The organism is Mucilaginibacter flavidus (assembly GCF_024055575.1).
GTDB classification, from domain to species: domain Bacteria; phylum Bacteroidota; class Bacteroidia; order Sphingobacteriales; family Sphingobacteriaceae; genus Mucilaginibacter; species Mucilaginibacter flavidus.
The window spans coordinates 87,924-103,095 of sequence record NZ_JAMXOE010000002.1; the positions used below are offsets into that span (position 1 = coordinate 87,924).

Genomic DNA, 15,172 nt, shown 5'->3' on the forward strand with positions numbered 1-15,172 from the left:
TAGACTATCGACTCAAGACTAACGACTTTAGACTACTCAATGCGCTTTATAACTCGCCAAATCGTTATACAAGCCGCGGAATGAGCTGCGCAGGCCGATAGTTACCATTGAAGTTTTGTCCTGGAACTGGCTATTTTTTTCGTTCCTGATGATCCCACCAAGCTCAATTCGCAGGTTATATTTAGGGTTTAACAAGTAGGCTACTTTGCCTTCAACATAAATCATGTTAGTGGTTAAGCCCTGGCCGATGTAGTTACCCGTAAACTTTGCCGGGTTACCGTAGTTCTGGAACGCATCTTTTCCATAGTTCAATCCGTCGATATCCAAACCATAGTGACCGTAGTCCACTTCGCCCGAAAAATCAAACCTCTTGTAGGAATAGTTTAACAAACCAACAAACTCCCTGAAATTGGCACCCCATGGATGCGCCAGCATTTCCCCATTTTCGGTATAGCTGATAACGGGCCCGCGTTCTGAGTAGGTGTATGGTTTCGAAGCGTTGGTTTCAACCAGGTAATTCAGACCGGTAACGTTAAACAGGTTTGACCCCCTGAAACCTAATTGGTAGCTATATTTATTTCTTGAACTACCACTACTCGAAAAAAAGCTTGAAGATTCAAACTCGTCCAAAGCAAATTGTCCATACGCAGTAATACCGTCGGTAATTTTATACTTGCTGGTAAAACCAATCAGGGCATTATCAGGCGAGCCATTTAGCGCTTCAACCGGCCTTAAAAATATGATGGGGTTTACGTACGAGAAGTCGAATGGTCGTGAATGGCCCGCATCGTCTTTATTGTAAAAGATAATAGCATCAAAAAAGCCAACTGAGAACCGGTTAGTAACGTTCCAGTCGAGATAATGAAAGACACCACCCTTTTTACGGTTATTACCCGCGGCGTCCAAATCAACAGGATCGGTAAAGCTGGCCCACATGGCCATGTATCTAACATTACCAAGGGTTGCCGTTAACCTGAAAAACGGGTAAGGTGATGCTGCATCTGACAGTAAAAGCGAACGGTAACCATCGCCAATAAATGTTTTGTCGCGCCCGGCCGAAATATTCAGAAAACTGGTGGGTGTATAAGATGCTGTTGCGGTGATATAGTCCCAGTCGTATCCGTTTGCTTTATAAACTTTGGCGTAAGCCTGCCCCGGTACAATTCCGGTTTGATTAATATAAGTAGCCAGGTATTGCGGTACAACGGCACTATTTTCGTACCCTGCTACATAATAACTGAATTTATTACCAAACGTACCACCAATCTGCAAACCGAGCGACACGTTGTTGGTATTCAGTTTATTCGAAAAATCCCTGCCGATGGCAAAATCGGGCAGCAAGTCAGCGTAAAACGTGGAGTTCGGGCCTTTGTAATCAATTAAATGCTCGTTAAATAATTTAGCATAAACGCCGCCGTGCGATTTGCCATCGCTGCCGTAATTCATTAAAGAATCGTAGCGGCGTTTAATCACGGAGTCGTCAGCAAAAAACGGCCTTAGCGAACTGTGCTGCCTGGTTTTGGTTGAATAAACATCGGCATTAAGTTTTTGATAAAACTGGTACGAATACTGTTGATATATTGATTGAGACCGGGCTGCGCCAGCCACAGTTAAAAATAACAGTAAAGCACCAAATATTTTCTTCATAATGCCGGTATTAGTTTTTATTCAAAGTAATTAAGCGTTTTAAAGCCGCCCTTTTTTAGGTAGTCATCCTTTTTTACCATGTGCAAATCTGATTGAACCATGTCGCTCACCAGTGCCTGCAAGTCGTATTTTGGTACCCATCCAAGCTTTTCTTTAGCCTTGGTGGCATCGCCGATCAACAAATCAACCTCGGTAGGCCTAAAATATTTTGAATCGATTTTTACCACTGTTTGCCCAAATTTTAAGGCATCGGTATTAAGGCCCAGTTCTTTTGCCTTTTCTTCGTCAATGTCGATAATCACACCGCGTTCGTTTTCGTCCTTCCCGCTAAACTCAACCTCAATACCCAAATCGTTGAACGACATTTTTATAAATTCTCTAACGGTGGTGGTTACGCCTGTGGCAATAACAAAATCTTCCGGCGTATCATGCTGCAGCATCAGCCACATGGCTTCAATATAATCTTTCGCATGCCCCCAATCGCGCTGGGCCGAAAGGTTACCCACATAAAGGCAATCCTGTAAACCCATAGCAATTTTTGCAGCTGCACGGGTGATTTTGCGGGTAACAAAAGTTTCGCCGCGCACCGGGCTTTCGTGGTTAAACAATATGCCGTTGCAGGCAAACATGCCATAAGCCTCGCGGTAGTTTACAATTATCCAATACCCGTAAAGCTTTGCCACCGCATATGGCGAACGCGGGTAAAAAGGTGTGGTTTCGCTTTGTGGCACAGCCTGCACAAGGCCATACAATTCGGAAGTGGATGCCTGGTAAATACGCGTTTTCTTCTCAAGTCCCAATAACCTTACCGCTTCCAGTATCCTCAACGTACCGATACCATCAGCGTTGGCGGTATATTCCGGGGTATCAAAACTTACCTTAACATGGCTTTGTGCCGCCAGGTTGTATATTTCGTCTGGCTGGATTTCCTGCACCAGGCGTATTAAATTAGTCGAATCGGTAAGGTCGCCATAGTGCAATTTAAATTTCACGTTGGGCTCATGCGGATCGTGATACAGATGGTCGATCCTGTCGGTATTAAATAACGACGAGCGCCTTTTTATGCCATGTACCTCGTAGCCTTTTTTCAGCAAAAACTCTGCTAAATATGCGCCATCCTGCCCGGTAATGCCTGTTATTAAAGCAATTTTCATTAATGAGTATAATGTAATAATTATGTAGTTGCAATATTATCCAATTTAATTGTAAATGTGGGTATGTGGAGGTGGGTGGATTGAATTTTTTGTTTGCAATAATCAAGGTATATTTGACTATGAAGTCAAAGCCATCACCACTAAATGCGAAAAACAAAGAGAAAGATTTTTGGAATGATTTGCCCGAACATGTAAAAGCAGGAATAGAACTAGTTCAAAAACAGGCTGCCGACGGCAAGCTTACACCACATGATGAGGTGATGAAAAAGTATGCGAAGTATTTATAACCGATGAGAGGGGAAACAAGAAAATCGATACAACTAAAAATATTGGGGTGACGGTTTTGAGAAAGAACTAGCGAAGAATTTGCTGAAGGAACGGTTAAAACTTATACTTGGGACGAGACTAAGCAGGCAGCCATAGAAGCTGCCATGAATAAAAGGAAAAACATTAATCTTTAATTATCTCAAGCAGCTTTTCTGGGTCTTGCCGATTATCCCAAAAAGCGGTAATTATTACTTCATTTTCGTTAAACTTGTATAAAAGGCTAAAATGCCCCAGCGCTGAAATTCTTGTTTCAGGATATTTGGTAGCTATAAAAGCCTCGGGGTATTTTCTGATTACTTTAACTCTTACCGCAATGAGTTTTATGAGTTTTTCTGCGTAGGCCGATGACCCATTTCTCACGGTCCAGTATCTAAAAATCTCGCGCCGTTGCCTAACGGCGGTTTCAGTCCAGACTATTTTCCTTTTAGCCACGCCAAATCGTCTTTATCTAGCTGCTCTTGTGAAATTAACCTACCCATTTCGATATCTTTATCACTAAGTTGCAACATAGTAATCTGTGCTTCTTTGAGTTCGACTGTCGCATTATTTTCTACACTTTTGTCAATTAAACTATTTAACGCAAGTAAATATTCCTTATTTGAAATTGTGAGGAGTTTATCAATTAAATTATCCCTTAAAATGTCTACTGTTGCCATATACCAAATTTACATAAATGTCCGATTTAATCAAACAACATTTAAAAAGCCCGGCAAATATTTAATCATTGACACGTAACATTCCCCTTACTCCCTTTCTATCTCCACTAACCTTTTGCTACCTTTACCTTATAATGGTTCCATCTACCCCCAACAAATACAACGAAAAATTTCAGCAGGCAATAGCTCAGCTTAACCCTGAACAATTGGCCGCCGTTAATAAAATGGAAGGCCCTGTTTTGGTTATTGCCGGGCCGGGTACGGGCAAAACGCAAATACTGGCTGCCCGCATCGGCAAGATATTGACCGAAACGGATGCCAATGCCCACGAAATTTTGTGCCTTACCTATACAGACGCCGGCGCAGTTGCCATGCGCAAGCGCCTTTTTGACTTTATAGGACCCGAAGCTTACAGGGTTAACATTTACACATTCCACGCCTTTTGCAACGAGATAATACAGGAAAACCTGGATTACTTTGGAAAGTTGAGCATGGAATCCTTGTCGGATTTGGATGGAGTAATGCTTTTTAACGAACTGATTGATGAGTTCCCGAACGACCACCTGCTGAAGCGTTTTACCGGCGAAAAGTATTACGATGCCCCCCGCTTAAAAAGCCTGTTCTCCACCATGAAAACGGAAGCCTGGGACGAAGCGCATATCGAAAAGGCGGTAAAAGAGTACCTGGAAGATCTGCCCAACCGCGAGGAATTTATCTACAAAAAGGCAAATATTAAAGCAGGCATAAAAGCCGGCGACCCAAAGCAGAAAGACATAGATAAGGCACACGACCTGATGAAAAAGCTGCTTGCGGCCGTCAGTGAGTACAAAAACTTCGATAAAAAAATGAAAGCCAAAAGTCGTTATGATTATGACGATATGATTTTGTGGGTGTTGAAGGCCTTCCGCGAAAACGGTGAACTGCTGCGCCGCTACCAGGAGCGTTACCAGTATATTCTGGTTGATGAGTTCCAGGACACCAGCGGCTCACAAAATGAGTTGCTGAAATTTATGCTGAATTACTGGGAAACACCAAACGTGTTTGTGGTGGGTGATGATGACCAGTCGATCTTCAAGTTCCAGGGTGCCAACATGAAAAACATTCTCGATTTTGCAAACGATTATGTAAGCACCCTGCAAACCGTTGTTTTAAAACACAATTACCGCTCAAACCAGCATATTCTTGATGTTTCGAAAGCGCTGATAAATAACAACCGCGAGCGGCTGACCGCCCAACTTGCATTAGATAAAAACCTCAAGGCCGCCCACCCCCGCTTTGATGAGCTGATTGTAGCCCCTGTTATAAACGAATACGAAACGCCTGGCAAAGAACTGGTGGACGTTGCAAACAAAATAAAGGAGCTATTAACCAACGGCACCGAGCCCGGCGAAATAGCTGTAATATACCGTAACCACAGCCAGGTAGAAGAGCTGATTCAATACCTCGACACGCAGAAAATCGCGGTAAACACCAAACGCAAGGTTGATATTTTCACCCTACCTTTCGGCGAGAAGATCATCAATATTATGCGCTACCTGGGGATGGAGATGGATTCTCCTTATAGCGGTGATGAATTATTGTTCGAGATAATGCATTATGACTTTTTCGACATCGCCCCCATCGAGATTGCCAAAGCCAGCGTAGCTGTCGCTAAAGAGAATTACGCTACGGCCAGGAACAATGAACCAATAACATCGCTGCGCCGCTACATCAACGAGATGAAACTGCCGGCACAAACCGGGCTGTTTGACAAAGCGCCAAACTATGGGATGAAATTTTTGGTGAGCGATATCGATTACCTTTTGAATTATTCGGCCAGCAACACACTACAGCAGCTTTTTCAGCAGCTAATAGCCAAAATGGGCATCCTGAAATATATTATGCAACAGCCTGATAAGGGCTGGTACATGCAGGTGCTCACCAACTTTTTTGATTTTATAAAAGATGAGAGCCGCAAAAACCCGGAGATAAAGCTGGCAGATATCATCAACGTTATTACCCTGATGAAGCAAAATAAGATCAGGCTTGCGCTTAACCAGGTAATATTTTCAGAAAACGGGGTAAACTTCCTTACCGCCCACGGCTCAAAGGGCCTTGAGTTTGAGCATGTGTTTTTAATTGGCTGTACTAAAAAAATATGGGACAGCAAAGGACGCAACCATGGCTTTAGTTTTCCTGATACTTTGACACAAGCAAGCGATGATGACATCGCCCAAAAAGAAGAAGCACGCAGGTTGTTTTACGTAGCACTTACGCGCGCTAAACAGCATTTGCTGATATCGTATGCCAGCCAGGATAAAAACGGCAAGGACCAGGAGGCATCGCAATTTGTGGGCGAAATTTTGGCGGATACGGATTTGCCGGTTCATCACCCCAAAATCAGCGCCGATGCCATGATAGATTTTATCGCGCTCCAATTTAACGAGGCCGACAAGCCGAGGGTTGAATTGCTTGATACCAACTATATCAACCAATTACTGCAGGATTATACCCTATCGGTAACCCATTTGAGCAATTACCTGGATTGCCCGCTGCGGTTTTATTTTCAGTGTCTAATAAAAGTGCCATCTGGCAAAAGTCCGGCGGCTACGTTTGGGCAGGCGGTGCACTGGGCATTGAAAAAAGTGTTCAGAAACCTGAAGGCTGATGGCAATGAATTCCCGTTGACGGATGATTTTATGAAGGAATTCCGCTGGTATATGTACCGCAACCGCGATTCGTTTACTAAAGAGGACTTTAAACTTCGGCTTGATTATGGCGAGAAGATATTGCCGTCTTACTACAACCAAAACATAGAAGTTTGGAACAAAAACGCAGTCACCGAACGCAGCATAAAAAATGTGGAAGTGGCAGGTGTACCGATAAAAGGGAACCTGGATAAAGTTGAATTTAACGGCAAGGAAGTAACCGTTGTTGATTACAAAACAGGCAAGCTGAAATATGCAAAAGACAAATTTATAAAACCCAACAACGATGTGCCCTACGGCGGCGATTACTGGCGCCAGGCCGTGTTTTACAAAATATTAATTGATAACGACCGTACACTTGATTGGGAAGTTGTAAGCACTATATTTGAGTTTGTTGAACCGGTTAACGAAGGCGAATATCATAAAGAAAAGGTTGTGATAACGCCGGAAGATACAGAAACAGTAACAGAACAGATTAAAGAAGTTTACGGAAAGATAATGGCGCACGACTTTAACACCGGATGTGGCAAAAAAGAATGCGATTGGTGCCATTTTGTAAAAAGCAATTTTAAACAGGTTGGCGGGGTAATGCAGGAGGAAAGTACAGAATAAATTATTAACGAACCATTAAGGCTCTGTTTCTCCGTGCCTCCTTTGCGACCTCTGTGGTTAATTTTTACCACGGAGATACGGAGGAGGCACAGAGGACGCAGAGAATAGATATTTAGGGCAAAATCAGCATGAAAAAACTATTACTTATCATCCCCGCCTTTTGCATTTTACAGGCATCGGCACAAACAATTGTTAAACAGGACGGCATTATTAAACAGATGGTTGACGAGGTTTCGTCAAAAAACATCGAGGCCAATATTCGCAAGCTGGTGAGCTTTAAAAGCCGCCATACACTAAGCGATACCACCAGTAAAACCGAAGGCAGCGGTGCGGCCCGTAACTGGATAAAGGCAGAAATGGAAAAATACGCCGCAGAAACGCAGGGACGGATGACCGTGCAATTTGACACTTTCACCCAACCCAAAGGCGACAGGATTGATAAACCCGTTCACCTAAAAAACATCCTGGCAACTCTAAAAGGCACCGACCCGAACGATACGCGCGTTTACATTGTTTCCGGACATTACGATTCGCGGGTAAATGATGTGATGAACGCCAACTCGGTTGAGCCGGGTGCCAACGACGATGCATCAGGTTCGGCAGTGTCGATGGAATTGGCGCGGGTAATGTCGAAGTGGTCGTTCCCGTCTACCATTATATTTATGTGCGTGGTGGGTGAAGAACAAGGGCTTTATGGTTCAACAAACGTTGCCAAGCGCGCCAAGGCCGAAAAATGGAATGTGGATGCCATGCTGAACAACGACATTGTGGGCAACACCCACGGCATGGAAACCGATTTGAAAGATAACCGCAGCGTACGTGTATTCAGCGAAGGTGTGCCTTCAACAGCAGCGGGAAACGAACGCGAGATACGGAGTTTAATATCACTTGGTGGTGAAAATGACAGCCCATCGCGCGAGTTGGCGCGGTATGTAAAAGAAACGGGCGAACGATATGTTGACCATTTGGATGTAAAACTAATCTACCGCCGCGACCGTTTCCTGCGCGGCGGCGACCATGTGCCGTTTTTACAACAGGGCTTTACCGCCGTTCGATTTACCGAAATGAATGAGGATTTTAACCGCCAGCACCAGGATATCCGCACCGAAAAAGGCGTCGACTATGGCGACCTGCCCGATTTTGTTGATTTTAACTATGTACAAAAGGTGGCCCGCATGAACCTTTCCGTGCTCGCCAACCTGGCCATGGCGCCCGCTGAACCTGAAAACGTAGGCGTAGTCACCAGCGATTTAACCAACCGAACCGTATTAAAATGGGAAGCCCCGAAGGCAGGTAAAAAACCAGCCGGCTATTATGTGCTGATGCGCGAAAGCGTTAGCCCATACTGGGAAAAGAAATTTTATGTAGAAGGAACGGGAATATCGCTTGCTTACTCAAAGGATAATTACTTTTTTGCTGTGCAATCGGTGGATGATAAAGGGCATGAAAGTTTGCCGGTGTATCCTAAGCCGGTAAGGTAGTTTTGTTCTAAGGTTGGAAAGTTAGACAGCTACGGGCAGGTTTACAAAGTTCTACATTCTAACGGATTAAGAATATGCTTTATTTTTTAGACCTAATTATTGCTTCAATATTTAACGGAACTTTGATGTTAGTTCCGTGCATTTGGCTTTTTTTCAAATTTTACAATTCAGCAGGTAATAAATTACTGTTAATCAACGCTATCAATTGCACATTATTAATCGGCTCGACGTTTTTCATTTTATACATGGTTGCAACTATTGTAGTTGATTTTTCGTCGGGAACGGAATATGATAGGTACGCAGGTTTGAATCGATTTTTCGGCCCATATTGGTGGGCTTTTTGGCTCTTCACGGCTCCTGGGTATTTGTTGCCTCAAATGTTATGGTTTAAGAAACTTCGTAACACAATTACAAGTTCCATAATAATTGTAATTGTTTGGGCTGCGCTAGCATTGTTTGTAAAATTAACTTCAGTTGGCTGGCACATCTACCTTAATGATACAGCAATTCAGTATTTAACCCAAGCAATAATTTATATTGTTATCTTGTCCGGAATATATTTCCTGCTACGTAAAAAACGAATCTAATTAACAAGTCCCCTACTTCACACTCTTTTTAAGCACGATAAAATATCCCGCTACAAAAACCGCTACAGCAACAGCAAGGCTAACCCAGGTATCTTTGGTAAGCATCTCAACAGTAAAATGCGGCATAGCAGATGGGTGATTGTCTCCCCCTTTAGTATTTTGCCCGAACGCCCTCATAGCCATCATTGGATGAGAATAAGGGAAAAGATAAGCATAAGCCCAGCCATTTCCGGCCAGGATACCTCCCGTGATAGTGCAGATGAATCCAATTCCCATCGGTTTTAAAAAATCGCTGAATAAAAGACTTAATAAAAACTGGATAGATAGAATTCCCAAAGAAGCAAGGAAAAACTTAAAGTATATCTGGGTTAAAATACTTGCAATGCTATATTCACTAAATTTTAACGATGGTTTCAATATTCCTAAGAAATTACCAAAGCCGAGTGTAAATAAAACAAACAGCGCCAGGCAAAGAAACAGGAGAAAAAAGGCATAAAAGTATTTAGCGGCGTAAACTGATAATTTGGGTATAGGCAGACTAAAAATAGTTTTCCATGTATCAGCTTTATGTTCGAGGCTATTTACCGAATAGGCAATGAAAATGATGAGCATGGGCATCAGTAACAGCCCCATTACACCTAATATTGGTGCGGCAAATTTAAGCCAGAGTTCCATACCGGAATTCTTCATCAAATCATCACTCTTTGCAAAAAAGCCAATGAATACAAACAGGCAAAGCAGGAACGGCAACAAAACCGCACTCCAAAAACCCATTGTTTTGCGGGTTTTGTAAAATTCGGACCGGAACGATAATATAAATCCTTTCATAATGGCTTAGGCGTGTTGGGTTATGGCTAAAAATAATTTTTCCAGGTCCTGCTGTTGCTTGTTAATGCTGTAAACAGTGTAACCGTTTTGGTTAAGCAGGGCGTTTATCTCGCCCATAGTTTCTTTCGAAGTGAAGGGCACAAATACGCAATGGTCGTTAACTTCAGCAACGTCAATATTATTCTTCTTCAAGAAATTTGCTGCATCAACACTTCGGTCGGTTTCAATTTGTACCGATGGCTTATTTGATGCCTCCAGTTCCTGTATACTGCCCTGGAACATCAGTTCGCCAAAGTTGATAATACCCACATGAGTAGCCATCTTTTGAATTTCGGCCAGTAAATGGCTCGAAATAAAAACAGTTTTTTTATGTACGGTGGTTAGTTTCACCAGCAGTTCGCGTATTTCAATAATGCCATTTGGATCGAGGCCGTTGGTCGGCTCATCCAATATAAGGAGTTTGGGGTCGCTTAACAACGCTAACGCAATGCCTAAGCGTTGTTTCATCCCCAATGAATATTGGCCTGCCTTTTTATGGGCTGCCGTTGTTAAATGCACTAAATCGAGCATTTCATCAACCCGCTTTTCGCCGACGCCTAATAGCAAGGCGCGGTTCAGCAGGTTTTCTTTACCGCTCATATGTAGGTAAATGGCTGGCTGCTCAATAAGCGAACCTATTTGCGACAGTATTTCGATGCGATTGCTTTGCAGCTCTTTTTCAAAAATAAGAATGCTGCCTTCCTGCGTTTTTAGCAGGTTAAGCAGCAATTTTATAGTGGTGGTTTTACCGGCGCCGTTTGGGCCCAGGAAGCCGTAAATACTTCCCTCCGGAACTTGCAATGATAGTGACTTAACAACCGTTTGGCTGCCAAATGTAAAGGTTAGGTTTTGGGTACTAATTACCATACTTTTTCTTTAGCTATGGCGCATACAGTTTTTACCAAACTAACGCTTTTATAAAAAAGCGAGGTCGCGTGTACTGAGGTACCAACAATAGTTTGCCTTTTTTGTTGAAACTGGTAACTTACACCCATTATAAGGGCAAAAAATACCGGTACCAGTAAAAGTATAAAAGGATTCGAGTTTTTGATAAGCGTTTTCATCGTGATTGCTTTTGATGATACAAAGGAATATCAAAAAAACAACCCGCTAAAATCATTTAGACCAACACACAGGATTCATAGATAAACAAGCTAATACCCAAAGCAACCCGTTCGTCGGGTTTTAAAGCCAGTTTATCGACAAAACTTTGTGCTATATATAATATAAATGCTTTAACCCTGTGTAAATAGTATCTTAGAAGTGATGAAAAAAAGCTGGCAAATATTTTGGCATGTATTTATTTGGGTTCTCATAGTCGGCTTTTTTGGGTATATTATTCACGCCAACGCTAAATTAAGTACCACCTATATGCTGGTGCTTTTACTGTATAGCGTTATAGATATCAGCCTGTTTTATGTTAACTATCTGTACCTGATACCAAAGTTTCTTGATAAAAAACAGTACGGCAAATATGCCATCGCCATAGTTGTGGCAATAGTTATATTTGGCGCTGGTAAATATGGCCTTGGATTGTTTTTAAAACCTTATGTATTAATGCATGGCAAGGTTGAGATGGGGTTTGGCGAGTTTTTTTTAAGCACCACCGTTACCAACATCATATTTTTGCTACTAAGCGCTGCACTAAAATTTACGGTCGACTGGTTTTTAAATGAGCGCGTACAGCGTGATCTTGAAAACCAGCGTTTAAGCGCCGAATTGGCTTTTTTAAAGTCGCAGATAAACCCGCATTTCCTTTTCAACTCGCTCAACAGCATTTATTCGCTGGCTTACCAGCGGTCGGCCACCACGCCCGATGCAATTTTAAAACTCTCGGAAATTATGCGTTATATGCTTTACGACTGTAACGATAACAAGGTCGACCTGTCTAAAGAGCTGCAATACCTTCAAAATTATATCGACCTGCAAAAAATAAGGTTTAGCGATAAGGCGTATATTGACTATAAGGTTGAAGGCAAAATTTTAAACCAGCAGATAGTGCCACTGCTGCTTATTGCATTTATTGAAAATGCCTTTAAACATGGTGTTGCCAACAACCCGCTTACCCCTATCAGGTTGTTGATTGATGTTGACGAGGAGCACCTGCATTTTTATATGCAGAATAAAAAACATACCAACAATCGTGATGCCTCGGGCGGAATTGGTTTGAATAATGTTAAACGTAGGCTAAATTTGCTATATCCAAATAAATATAATTTGGATATACGCGACGAAGCGGACACTTACACAGTTGAATTATCATTAGTTTTATAAAATGATTAGATGCCTTATTGTTGATGACGAGCCTTTGGCATTGCATATACTGGAAGACTATATTTCAAAAATTCCGTTTTTGCAATTAGTTAAGGCCACTACCAACCCAATTGAAGCGCTAACCCTGGTGCAGGAAAAACTGGTGGACCTGGTTTTTTTGGACGTGCAAATGCCCGAACTTACCGGCATACAGTTTTTGCGCATTGCCAACGGCAAGGCCAAGGTTATTTTAACCACCGCCTACCCGCAATACGCCTTGGAAGGCTATGAACTTGATGTTATCGACTACTTGTTAAAGCCCATTGCATTCGACAGGTTTTTTAAATCGGTACAGAAGGCACAGGGGGTGTTGCAACCCGCCGCTGCTCCTATTCAACCCGAGCCGGCTCAACACCATCCACAGCAGCAGCAAAATGATTTTTTAAGCGATTTTATCTTTGTAAAAACCGAGCATAAAATCCAGAAAGTGTATTTAAACGATATTCTTTTCATAGAAGGGTTAAAGGACTATATTTCGATATTCACCCCCGGCGAACGCATCATCACCCTGCAAAATATGAAGAAGATGGAAGACGCCCTGCCCGAGAGGAATTTTATCCGGGTGCACAAATCATACATTGTATCCATCAATAAAATTGACAGTATAGAACGAAGCCGCATTTTTATTGGGGATAAAGTGATTCCCGTTGGCGATACTTATAGAGAAGAATTTTTTAAGATTATTGACGGGAAGAATATCTAGCCCCCCAGCCCCCTAAAGGGGGAGCAAAAAGCTGGTTTCGAAGCTGTTCCCCCATTAGGGGGCTAGGGGGCTAGGCTGCCCAAGCTGTTTCCTGATTTCATCCTCCGCCTGCAACACAACATCATCCGGTTTCCTGCCCTCCATTTCAATAGGCGGCAGTACCGTCCACGACATGCTTAGGAAGGTATTTAACGGAAACTTGCCATACCGCACCATTTTCCATGAATTGTCAATAGCAACCGGCACTATCAGCGCTTCCGGACATTTTTTTAGCAACGTGGCAACACCAGCAGCCCGGAATCTTTTTATGATCCCATCCGCAGCGCGGGTGCCTTCGGGGAATATCATTGCCGACCAGTGTTTTTCTTTCATGTCGAGGCCCAGCCTGCCGATTTCGGTTAAGGATTGGCGCGAGTCGTTACGGTCGATGTTGGCGGCACCGCCGTGGCGTAAGTTATATGATATGGATGGGATGCCTTTGGCCAGTTCAATTTTCGAGATAAATTTTGCATGGTATTTACGAAGGAAGTATATCATTACCGGTATATCGTACAGGCTCTGGTGATTTGCCACAAATATCATTGGGCGTCCTTCAGGAAGGTTTTGTTTGTTTACGAACGAAACGGTGTTACCCAAAGCATAATAGGTGCTCACCAGGAAAAAGTTCAGCACATCAACCGAACGTTTGTGCGCCTGGTAGCCAAACCAATTAAAGCATACCCATTGTATGGGATGAAAAATAAGCAGCGCCAGTCCAAAAAGAATGTAATGGATTGGCGTTAAAATGATGCCGAAAAGTCTTCTCATAAAGTAGCGCAAAATTAGGAATTTTGGTTGATTAAGTTGGATTAGGTTGATTGAGTTTTTTAACTTCTGCAACGCTTACAACCACTACAACATTTACAACCGGCCTTCCAATATCAACAACTGCACCCGTAACACCGCAGCCACCGTCATGGCATCGGTTATATCGCCGTTGCATACCATGCTGTACAATTCGGTAAAGGGTAGTTTTTTTATTACCAATTGCTCGGTATCTTCCGGTTCGGCCTCAAACTGTTTTAAACCCCGGGCAAGGTAAAGGATGCTCAGTTCGTCGCTAACCGAGTTAGATAAATGCAGGCGCTGCAGTTCCGTCCAGTTGTCGGCTTTAAGACCGGTTTCTTCCAGCAATTCGCGTTTAGCCGAATCCAATGGGTCGGTGCCAACAGGGCCGCCGCCCTCGGGCATTTCCCAGCTGTATTGCCCCAATGCAAAGCGGAACTGGCCAACCAGGTAAGTATTCATTTCATCATCAAGCGGCAAAACCCCTATTGCCCGGTTTTTAAAATGCACTTTGCCATATATACCTGGATTGCCTGATGGATTGATAACCTGGTATTCAGTTACGTTTATCCATGGATTATCGTACTCAACTTTTTCGGCGGTTATTTGCCAGGGATTATCTTCGGGGTGCTGCATATTATTTAGATTGAACCAGTAAAATTAAGCTAAAAGGCGATAGCACCTTAGTTATTTTGCATTAAGCATCATGTGAAAGCTCTGGTCTTTGGCTAATTTGTCCCAATACCGGGTTACGTAGGCTTTTACAGCTTTGGGCAACTCGTCGAAAGATTTATCGATCGTCAGTTCCGGCTCATCGCTGTCGCTGTCAGGTTCGTAAGCCCTGATAGCGTATTTTTTGTTTTTGTAGTGCAGCATCAGCTTCCAGTTCGTACCTACGAACTTTTCCTTCGGCTTCTCTATCCAGTAACTATAAACGATTATGGTTTCATAAACGCCATCTTTGTCTATATCTACAAACTTGGTGTAATCGTCGGCCATGCCAATTTCAGATTCTGCAAAGTCCTTTATCTGCCAATCCTGCGCATAGGCACCGTTTATTTTGGTATAGGCTGTGCAGAAAAAGTTTTTACCTTCTTCGGTGGCGGTAGCCAGCAGCAGGTGCTGTCCCGCAGCATCTTTATATTCGTAGCATTCCTGAACTTTCCCTTCAAATTTAACCGGGATGGGAGCTTTAGCCCGAACTGTATCATTAGCCTGTATGGTTTTCACATACATTTGGGCACCGCTTTGCTGCACCGCAAGCGTTATTGTGGCTATCAGCACAAAGAAGAGTTTATTCATTACTAAGGGGA

15 protein-coding genes are annotated in these 15,172 nt (G+C 43.0%); 5 read left to right on the plus strand and 10 right to left on the minus strand.

What is annotated here, in order from left to right:
* Nucleotides 1–36 precede the first annotated feature (36 nt).
* Together NAF19_RS04710 and gmd are read right to left on the minus strand one after the other, a co-directional pair.
* Entirely contained in the window at nt 37–1,647 is a 1,611-nt protein-coding gene (locus NAF19_RS04710; protein WP_252788658.1) for a capsule assembly Wzi family protein, read from the minus strand.
* Between the two features lie 17 nt (nt 1,648–1,664).
* Nucleotides 1,665–2,801 carry a GDP-mannose 4,6-dehydratase gene (gene gmd, locus NAF19_RS04715; RefSeq protein ID WP_252788659.1) on the minus strand — a complete coding sequence of 379 codons (1,137 nt, stop codon included), beginning with the start codon at nt 2,799–2,801 and terminating at the stop codon, nt 1,665–1,667.
* A gap of 119 nt (nt 2,802–2,920) precedes the next feature.
* Here gmd and NAF19_RS04720 point away from each other — a divergent pair, with 119 nt between their 5' ends.
* Nucleotides 2,921–3,088 carry a hypothetical protein gene (locus tag NAF19_RS04720; protein WP_252788660.1) on the plus strand — a complete coding sequence of 56 codons (168 nt, stop codon included), beginning with the start codon at nt 2,921–2,923 and terminating at the stop codon, nt 3,086–3,088.
* 163 nt (nt 3,089–3,251) lie between these two features.
* Here the strand turns inward: NAF19_RS04720 and NAF19_RS04725 are convergent, their stop codons facing one another.
* Nucleotides 3,252–3,560, minus strand: coding sequence for a type II toxin-antitoxin system RelE/ParE family toxin (locus NAF19_RS04725; protein WP_252788661.1), 309 nt, complete (start codon nt 3,558–3,560; stop codon nt 3,252–3,254).
* The gene (locus NAF19_RS04730) at nt 3,542–3,784 is read right to left on the minus strand and encodes a hypothetical protein (RefSeq protein WP_252788662.1); all 243 of its coding nucleotides are present in this window, start codon (nt 3,782–3,784) and stop codon (nt 3,542–3,544) included. Before NAF19_RS04730 ends, NAF19_RS04725 begins: the two co-directional genes overlap by 19 nt.
* A 134-nt stretch (nt 3,785–3,918) precedes the next feature.
* Between NAF19_RS04730 and NAF19_RS04735 the strand changes: the two genes are divergently transcribed.
* Together NAF19_RS04735 and NAF19_RS04740 are read left to right on the plus strand one after the other, a co-directional pair.
* Nucleotides 3,919–7,083 (plus strand): ATP-dependent DNA helicase, encoded by a 3,165-nt coding sequence (locus NAF19_RS04735; RefSeq protein WP_252788663.1) that lies wholly within the window; start codon nt 3,919–3,921, stop codon nt 7,081–7,083.
* 128 nt (nt 7,084–7,211) lie between these two features.
* A complete protein-coding gene (locus NAF19_RS04740) occupies nt 7,212–8,564 on the plus strand; it encodes a M28 family peptidase (RefSeq protein WP_252788664.1) in 1,353 nt (450 codons plus the stop codon).
* 599 nt (nt 8,565–9,163) lie between these two features.
* On the opposite strand, the gene NAF19_RS04745 is transcribed toward NAF19_RS04740, so the two are convergent.
* The 3 genes from NAF19_RS04745 to NAF19_RS04755 are packed head-to-tail and all read right to left on the minus strand — an operon-like array spanning nt 9,164 to nt 11,082.
* Complete coding sequence (locus NAF19_RS04745; protein ID WP_252788665.1) at nt 9,164–9,979, minus strand: ABC transporter permease; 816 nt, start codon at nt 9,977–9,979, stop codon at nt 9,164–9,166.
* 6 nt (nt 9,980–9,985) lie between these two features.
* Nucleotides 9,986–10,885: an ABC transporter ATP-binding protein gene (locus tag NAF19_RS04750; RefSeq protein ID WP_252788666.1), complete on the minus strand. Its 900-nt coding sequence runs from the start codon at nt 10,883–10,885 to the stop codon at nt 9,986–9,988.
* Nucleotides 10,879–11,082, minus strand: a complete 204-nt coding sequence (locus tag NAF19_RS04755) for a hypothetical protein (protein ID WP_252788667.1) — start codon at nt 11,080–11,082, stop codon at nt 10,879–10,881. The genes NAF19_RS04750 and NAF19_RS04755 overlap by 7 nt, the downstream gene beginning before the upstream one ends.
* Before the next feature lie 202 nt (nt 11,083–11,284).
* Here NAF19_RS04755 and NAF19_RS04760 point away from each other — a divergent pair, with 202 nt between their 5' ends.
* Nucleotides 11,285–12,292: a sensor histidine kinase gene (locus NAF19_RS04760; RefSeq protein ID WP_252788668.1), complete on the plus strand. Its 1,008-nt coding sequence runs from the start codon at nt 11,285–11,287 to the stop codon at nt 12,290–12,292.
* Nucleotide 12,293: 1 nt separating this feature from the next.
* Complete coding sequence (locus NAF19_RS04765) at nt 12,294–13,034, plus strand: LytR/AlgR family response regulator transcription factor (RefSeq protein ID WP_252788669.1); 741 nt, start codon at nt 12,294–12,296, stop codon at nt 13,032–13,034.
* A gap of 54 nt (nt 13,035–13,088) precedes the next feature.
* Here the strand turns inward: NAF19_RS04765 and NAF19_RS04770 are convergent, their stop codons facing one another.
* The 3 genes from NAF19_RS04770 to NAF19_RS04780 all read right to left on the minus strand — a co-directional run bounded on the left by NAF19_RS04770 (nt 13,089) and on the right by NAF19_RS04780 (nt 15,161).
* Entirely contained in the window at nt 13,089–13,841 is a 753-nt protein-coding gene (locus tag NAF19_RS04770; protein WP_252788670.1) for a lysophospholipid acyltransferase family protein, read from the minus strand.
* A 93-nt stretch (nt 13,842–13,934) separates the two neighbouring features.
* Entirely contained in the window at nt 13,935–14,495 is a 561-nt protein-coding gene (locus NAF19_RS04775; protein WP_252788671.1) for an NUDIX domain-containing protein, read from the minus strand.
* 51 nt (nt 14,496–14,546) lie between these two features.
* Nucleotides 14,547–15,161, minus strand: a complete 615-nt coding sequence (locus NAF19_RS04780; RefSeq protein ID WP_252788672.1) for a M949_RS01915 family surface polysaccharide biosynthesis protein — start codon at nt 15,159–15,161, stop codon at nt 14,547–14,549.
* Between the last annotated feature and the right edge of the window lie 11 nt (nt 15,162–15,172).

Excerpts from the sequence above, each read along its gene's own strand:
- NAF19_RS04755 (WP_252788667.1), bottom strand. The coding sequence starts at position 11,082 with ATGAAAACGCTTATCAAAAACTCGAATCCTTTTATACTTTTACTGGTA.
- NAF19_RS04730 (WP_252788662.1), bottom strand. The coding sequence starts at position 3,784 with ATGGCAACAGTAGACATTTTAAGGGATAATTTAATTGATAAACTCCTC.
- NAF19_RS04765 (WP_252788669.1), top strand. The coding sequence starts at position 12,294 with ATGATTAGATGCCTTATTGTTGATGACGAGCCTTTGGCATTGCATATA.
- NAF19_RS04750 (WP_252788666.1), bottom strand. The coding sequence starts at position 10,885 with ATGGTAATTAGTACCCAAAACCTAACCTTTACATTTGGCAGCCAAACG.
- NAF19_RS04775 (WP_252788671.1), bottom strand. The coding sequence starts at position 14,495 with ATGCAGCACCCCGAAGATAATCCCTGGCAAATAACCGCCGAAAAAGTT.
- NAF19_RS04745 (WP_252788665.1), bottom strand. The coding sequence starts at position 9,979 with ATGAAAGGATTTATATTATCGTTCCGGTCCGAATTTTACAAAACCCGC.
- NAF19_RS04740 (WP_252788664.1), top strand. The coding sequence starts at position 7,212 with ATGAAAAAACTATTACTTATCATCCCCGCCTTTTGCATTTTACAGGCA.
- NAF19_RS04710 (WP_252788658.1), bottom strand. The coding sequence starts at position 1,647 with ATGAAGAAAATATTTGGTGCTTTACTGTTATTTTTAACTGTGGCTGGC.
- gmd (WP_252788659.1), bottom strand. The coding sequence starts at position 2,801 with ATGAAAATTGCTTTAATAACAGGCATTACCGGGCAGGATGGCGCATAT.
- NAF19_RS04760 (WP_252788668.1), top strand. The coding sequence starts at position 11,285 with ATGAAAAAAAGCTGGCAAATATTTTGGCATGTATTTATTTGGGTTCTC.
- NAF19_RS04780 (WP_252788672.1), bottom strand. The coding sequence starts at position 15,161 with ATGAATAAACTCTTCTTTGTGCTGATAGCCACAATAACGCTTGCGGTG.
- NAF19_RS04735 (WP_252788663.1), top strand. The coding sequence starts at position 3,919 with ATGGTTCCATCTACCCCCAACAAATACAACGAAAAATTTCAGCAGGCA.
- NAF19_RS04720 (WP_252788660.1), top strand. The coding sequence starts at position 2,921 with ATGAAGTCAAAGCCATCACCACTAAATGCGAAAAACAAAGAGAAAGAT.
- NAF19_RS04770 (WP_252788670.1), bottom strand. The coding sequence starts at position 13,841 with ATGAGAAGACTTTTCGGCATCATTTTAACGCCAATCCATTACATTCTT.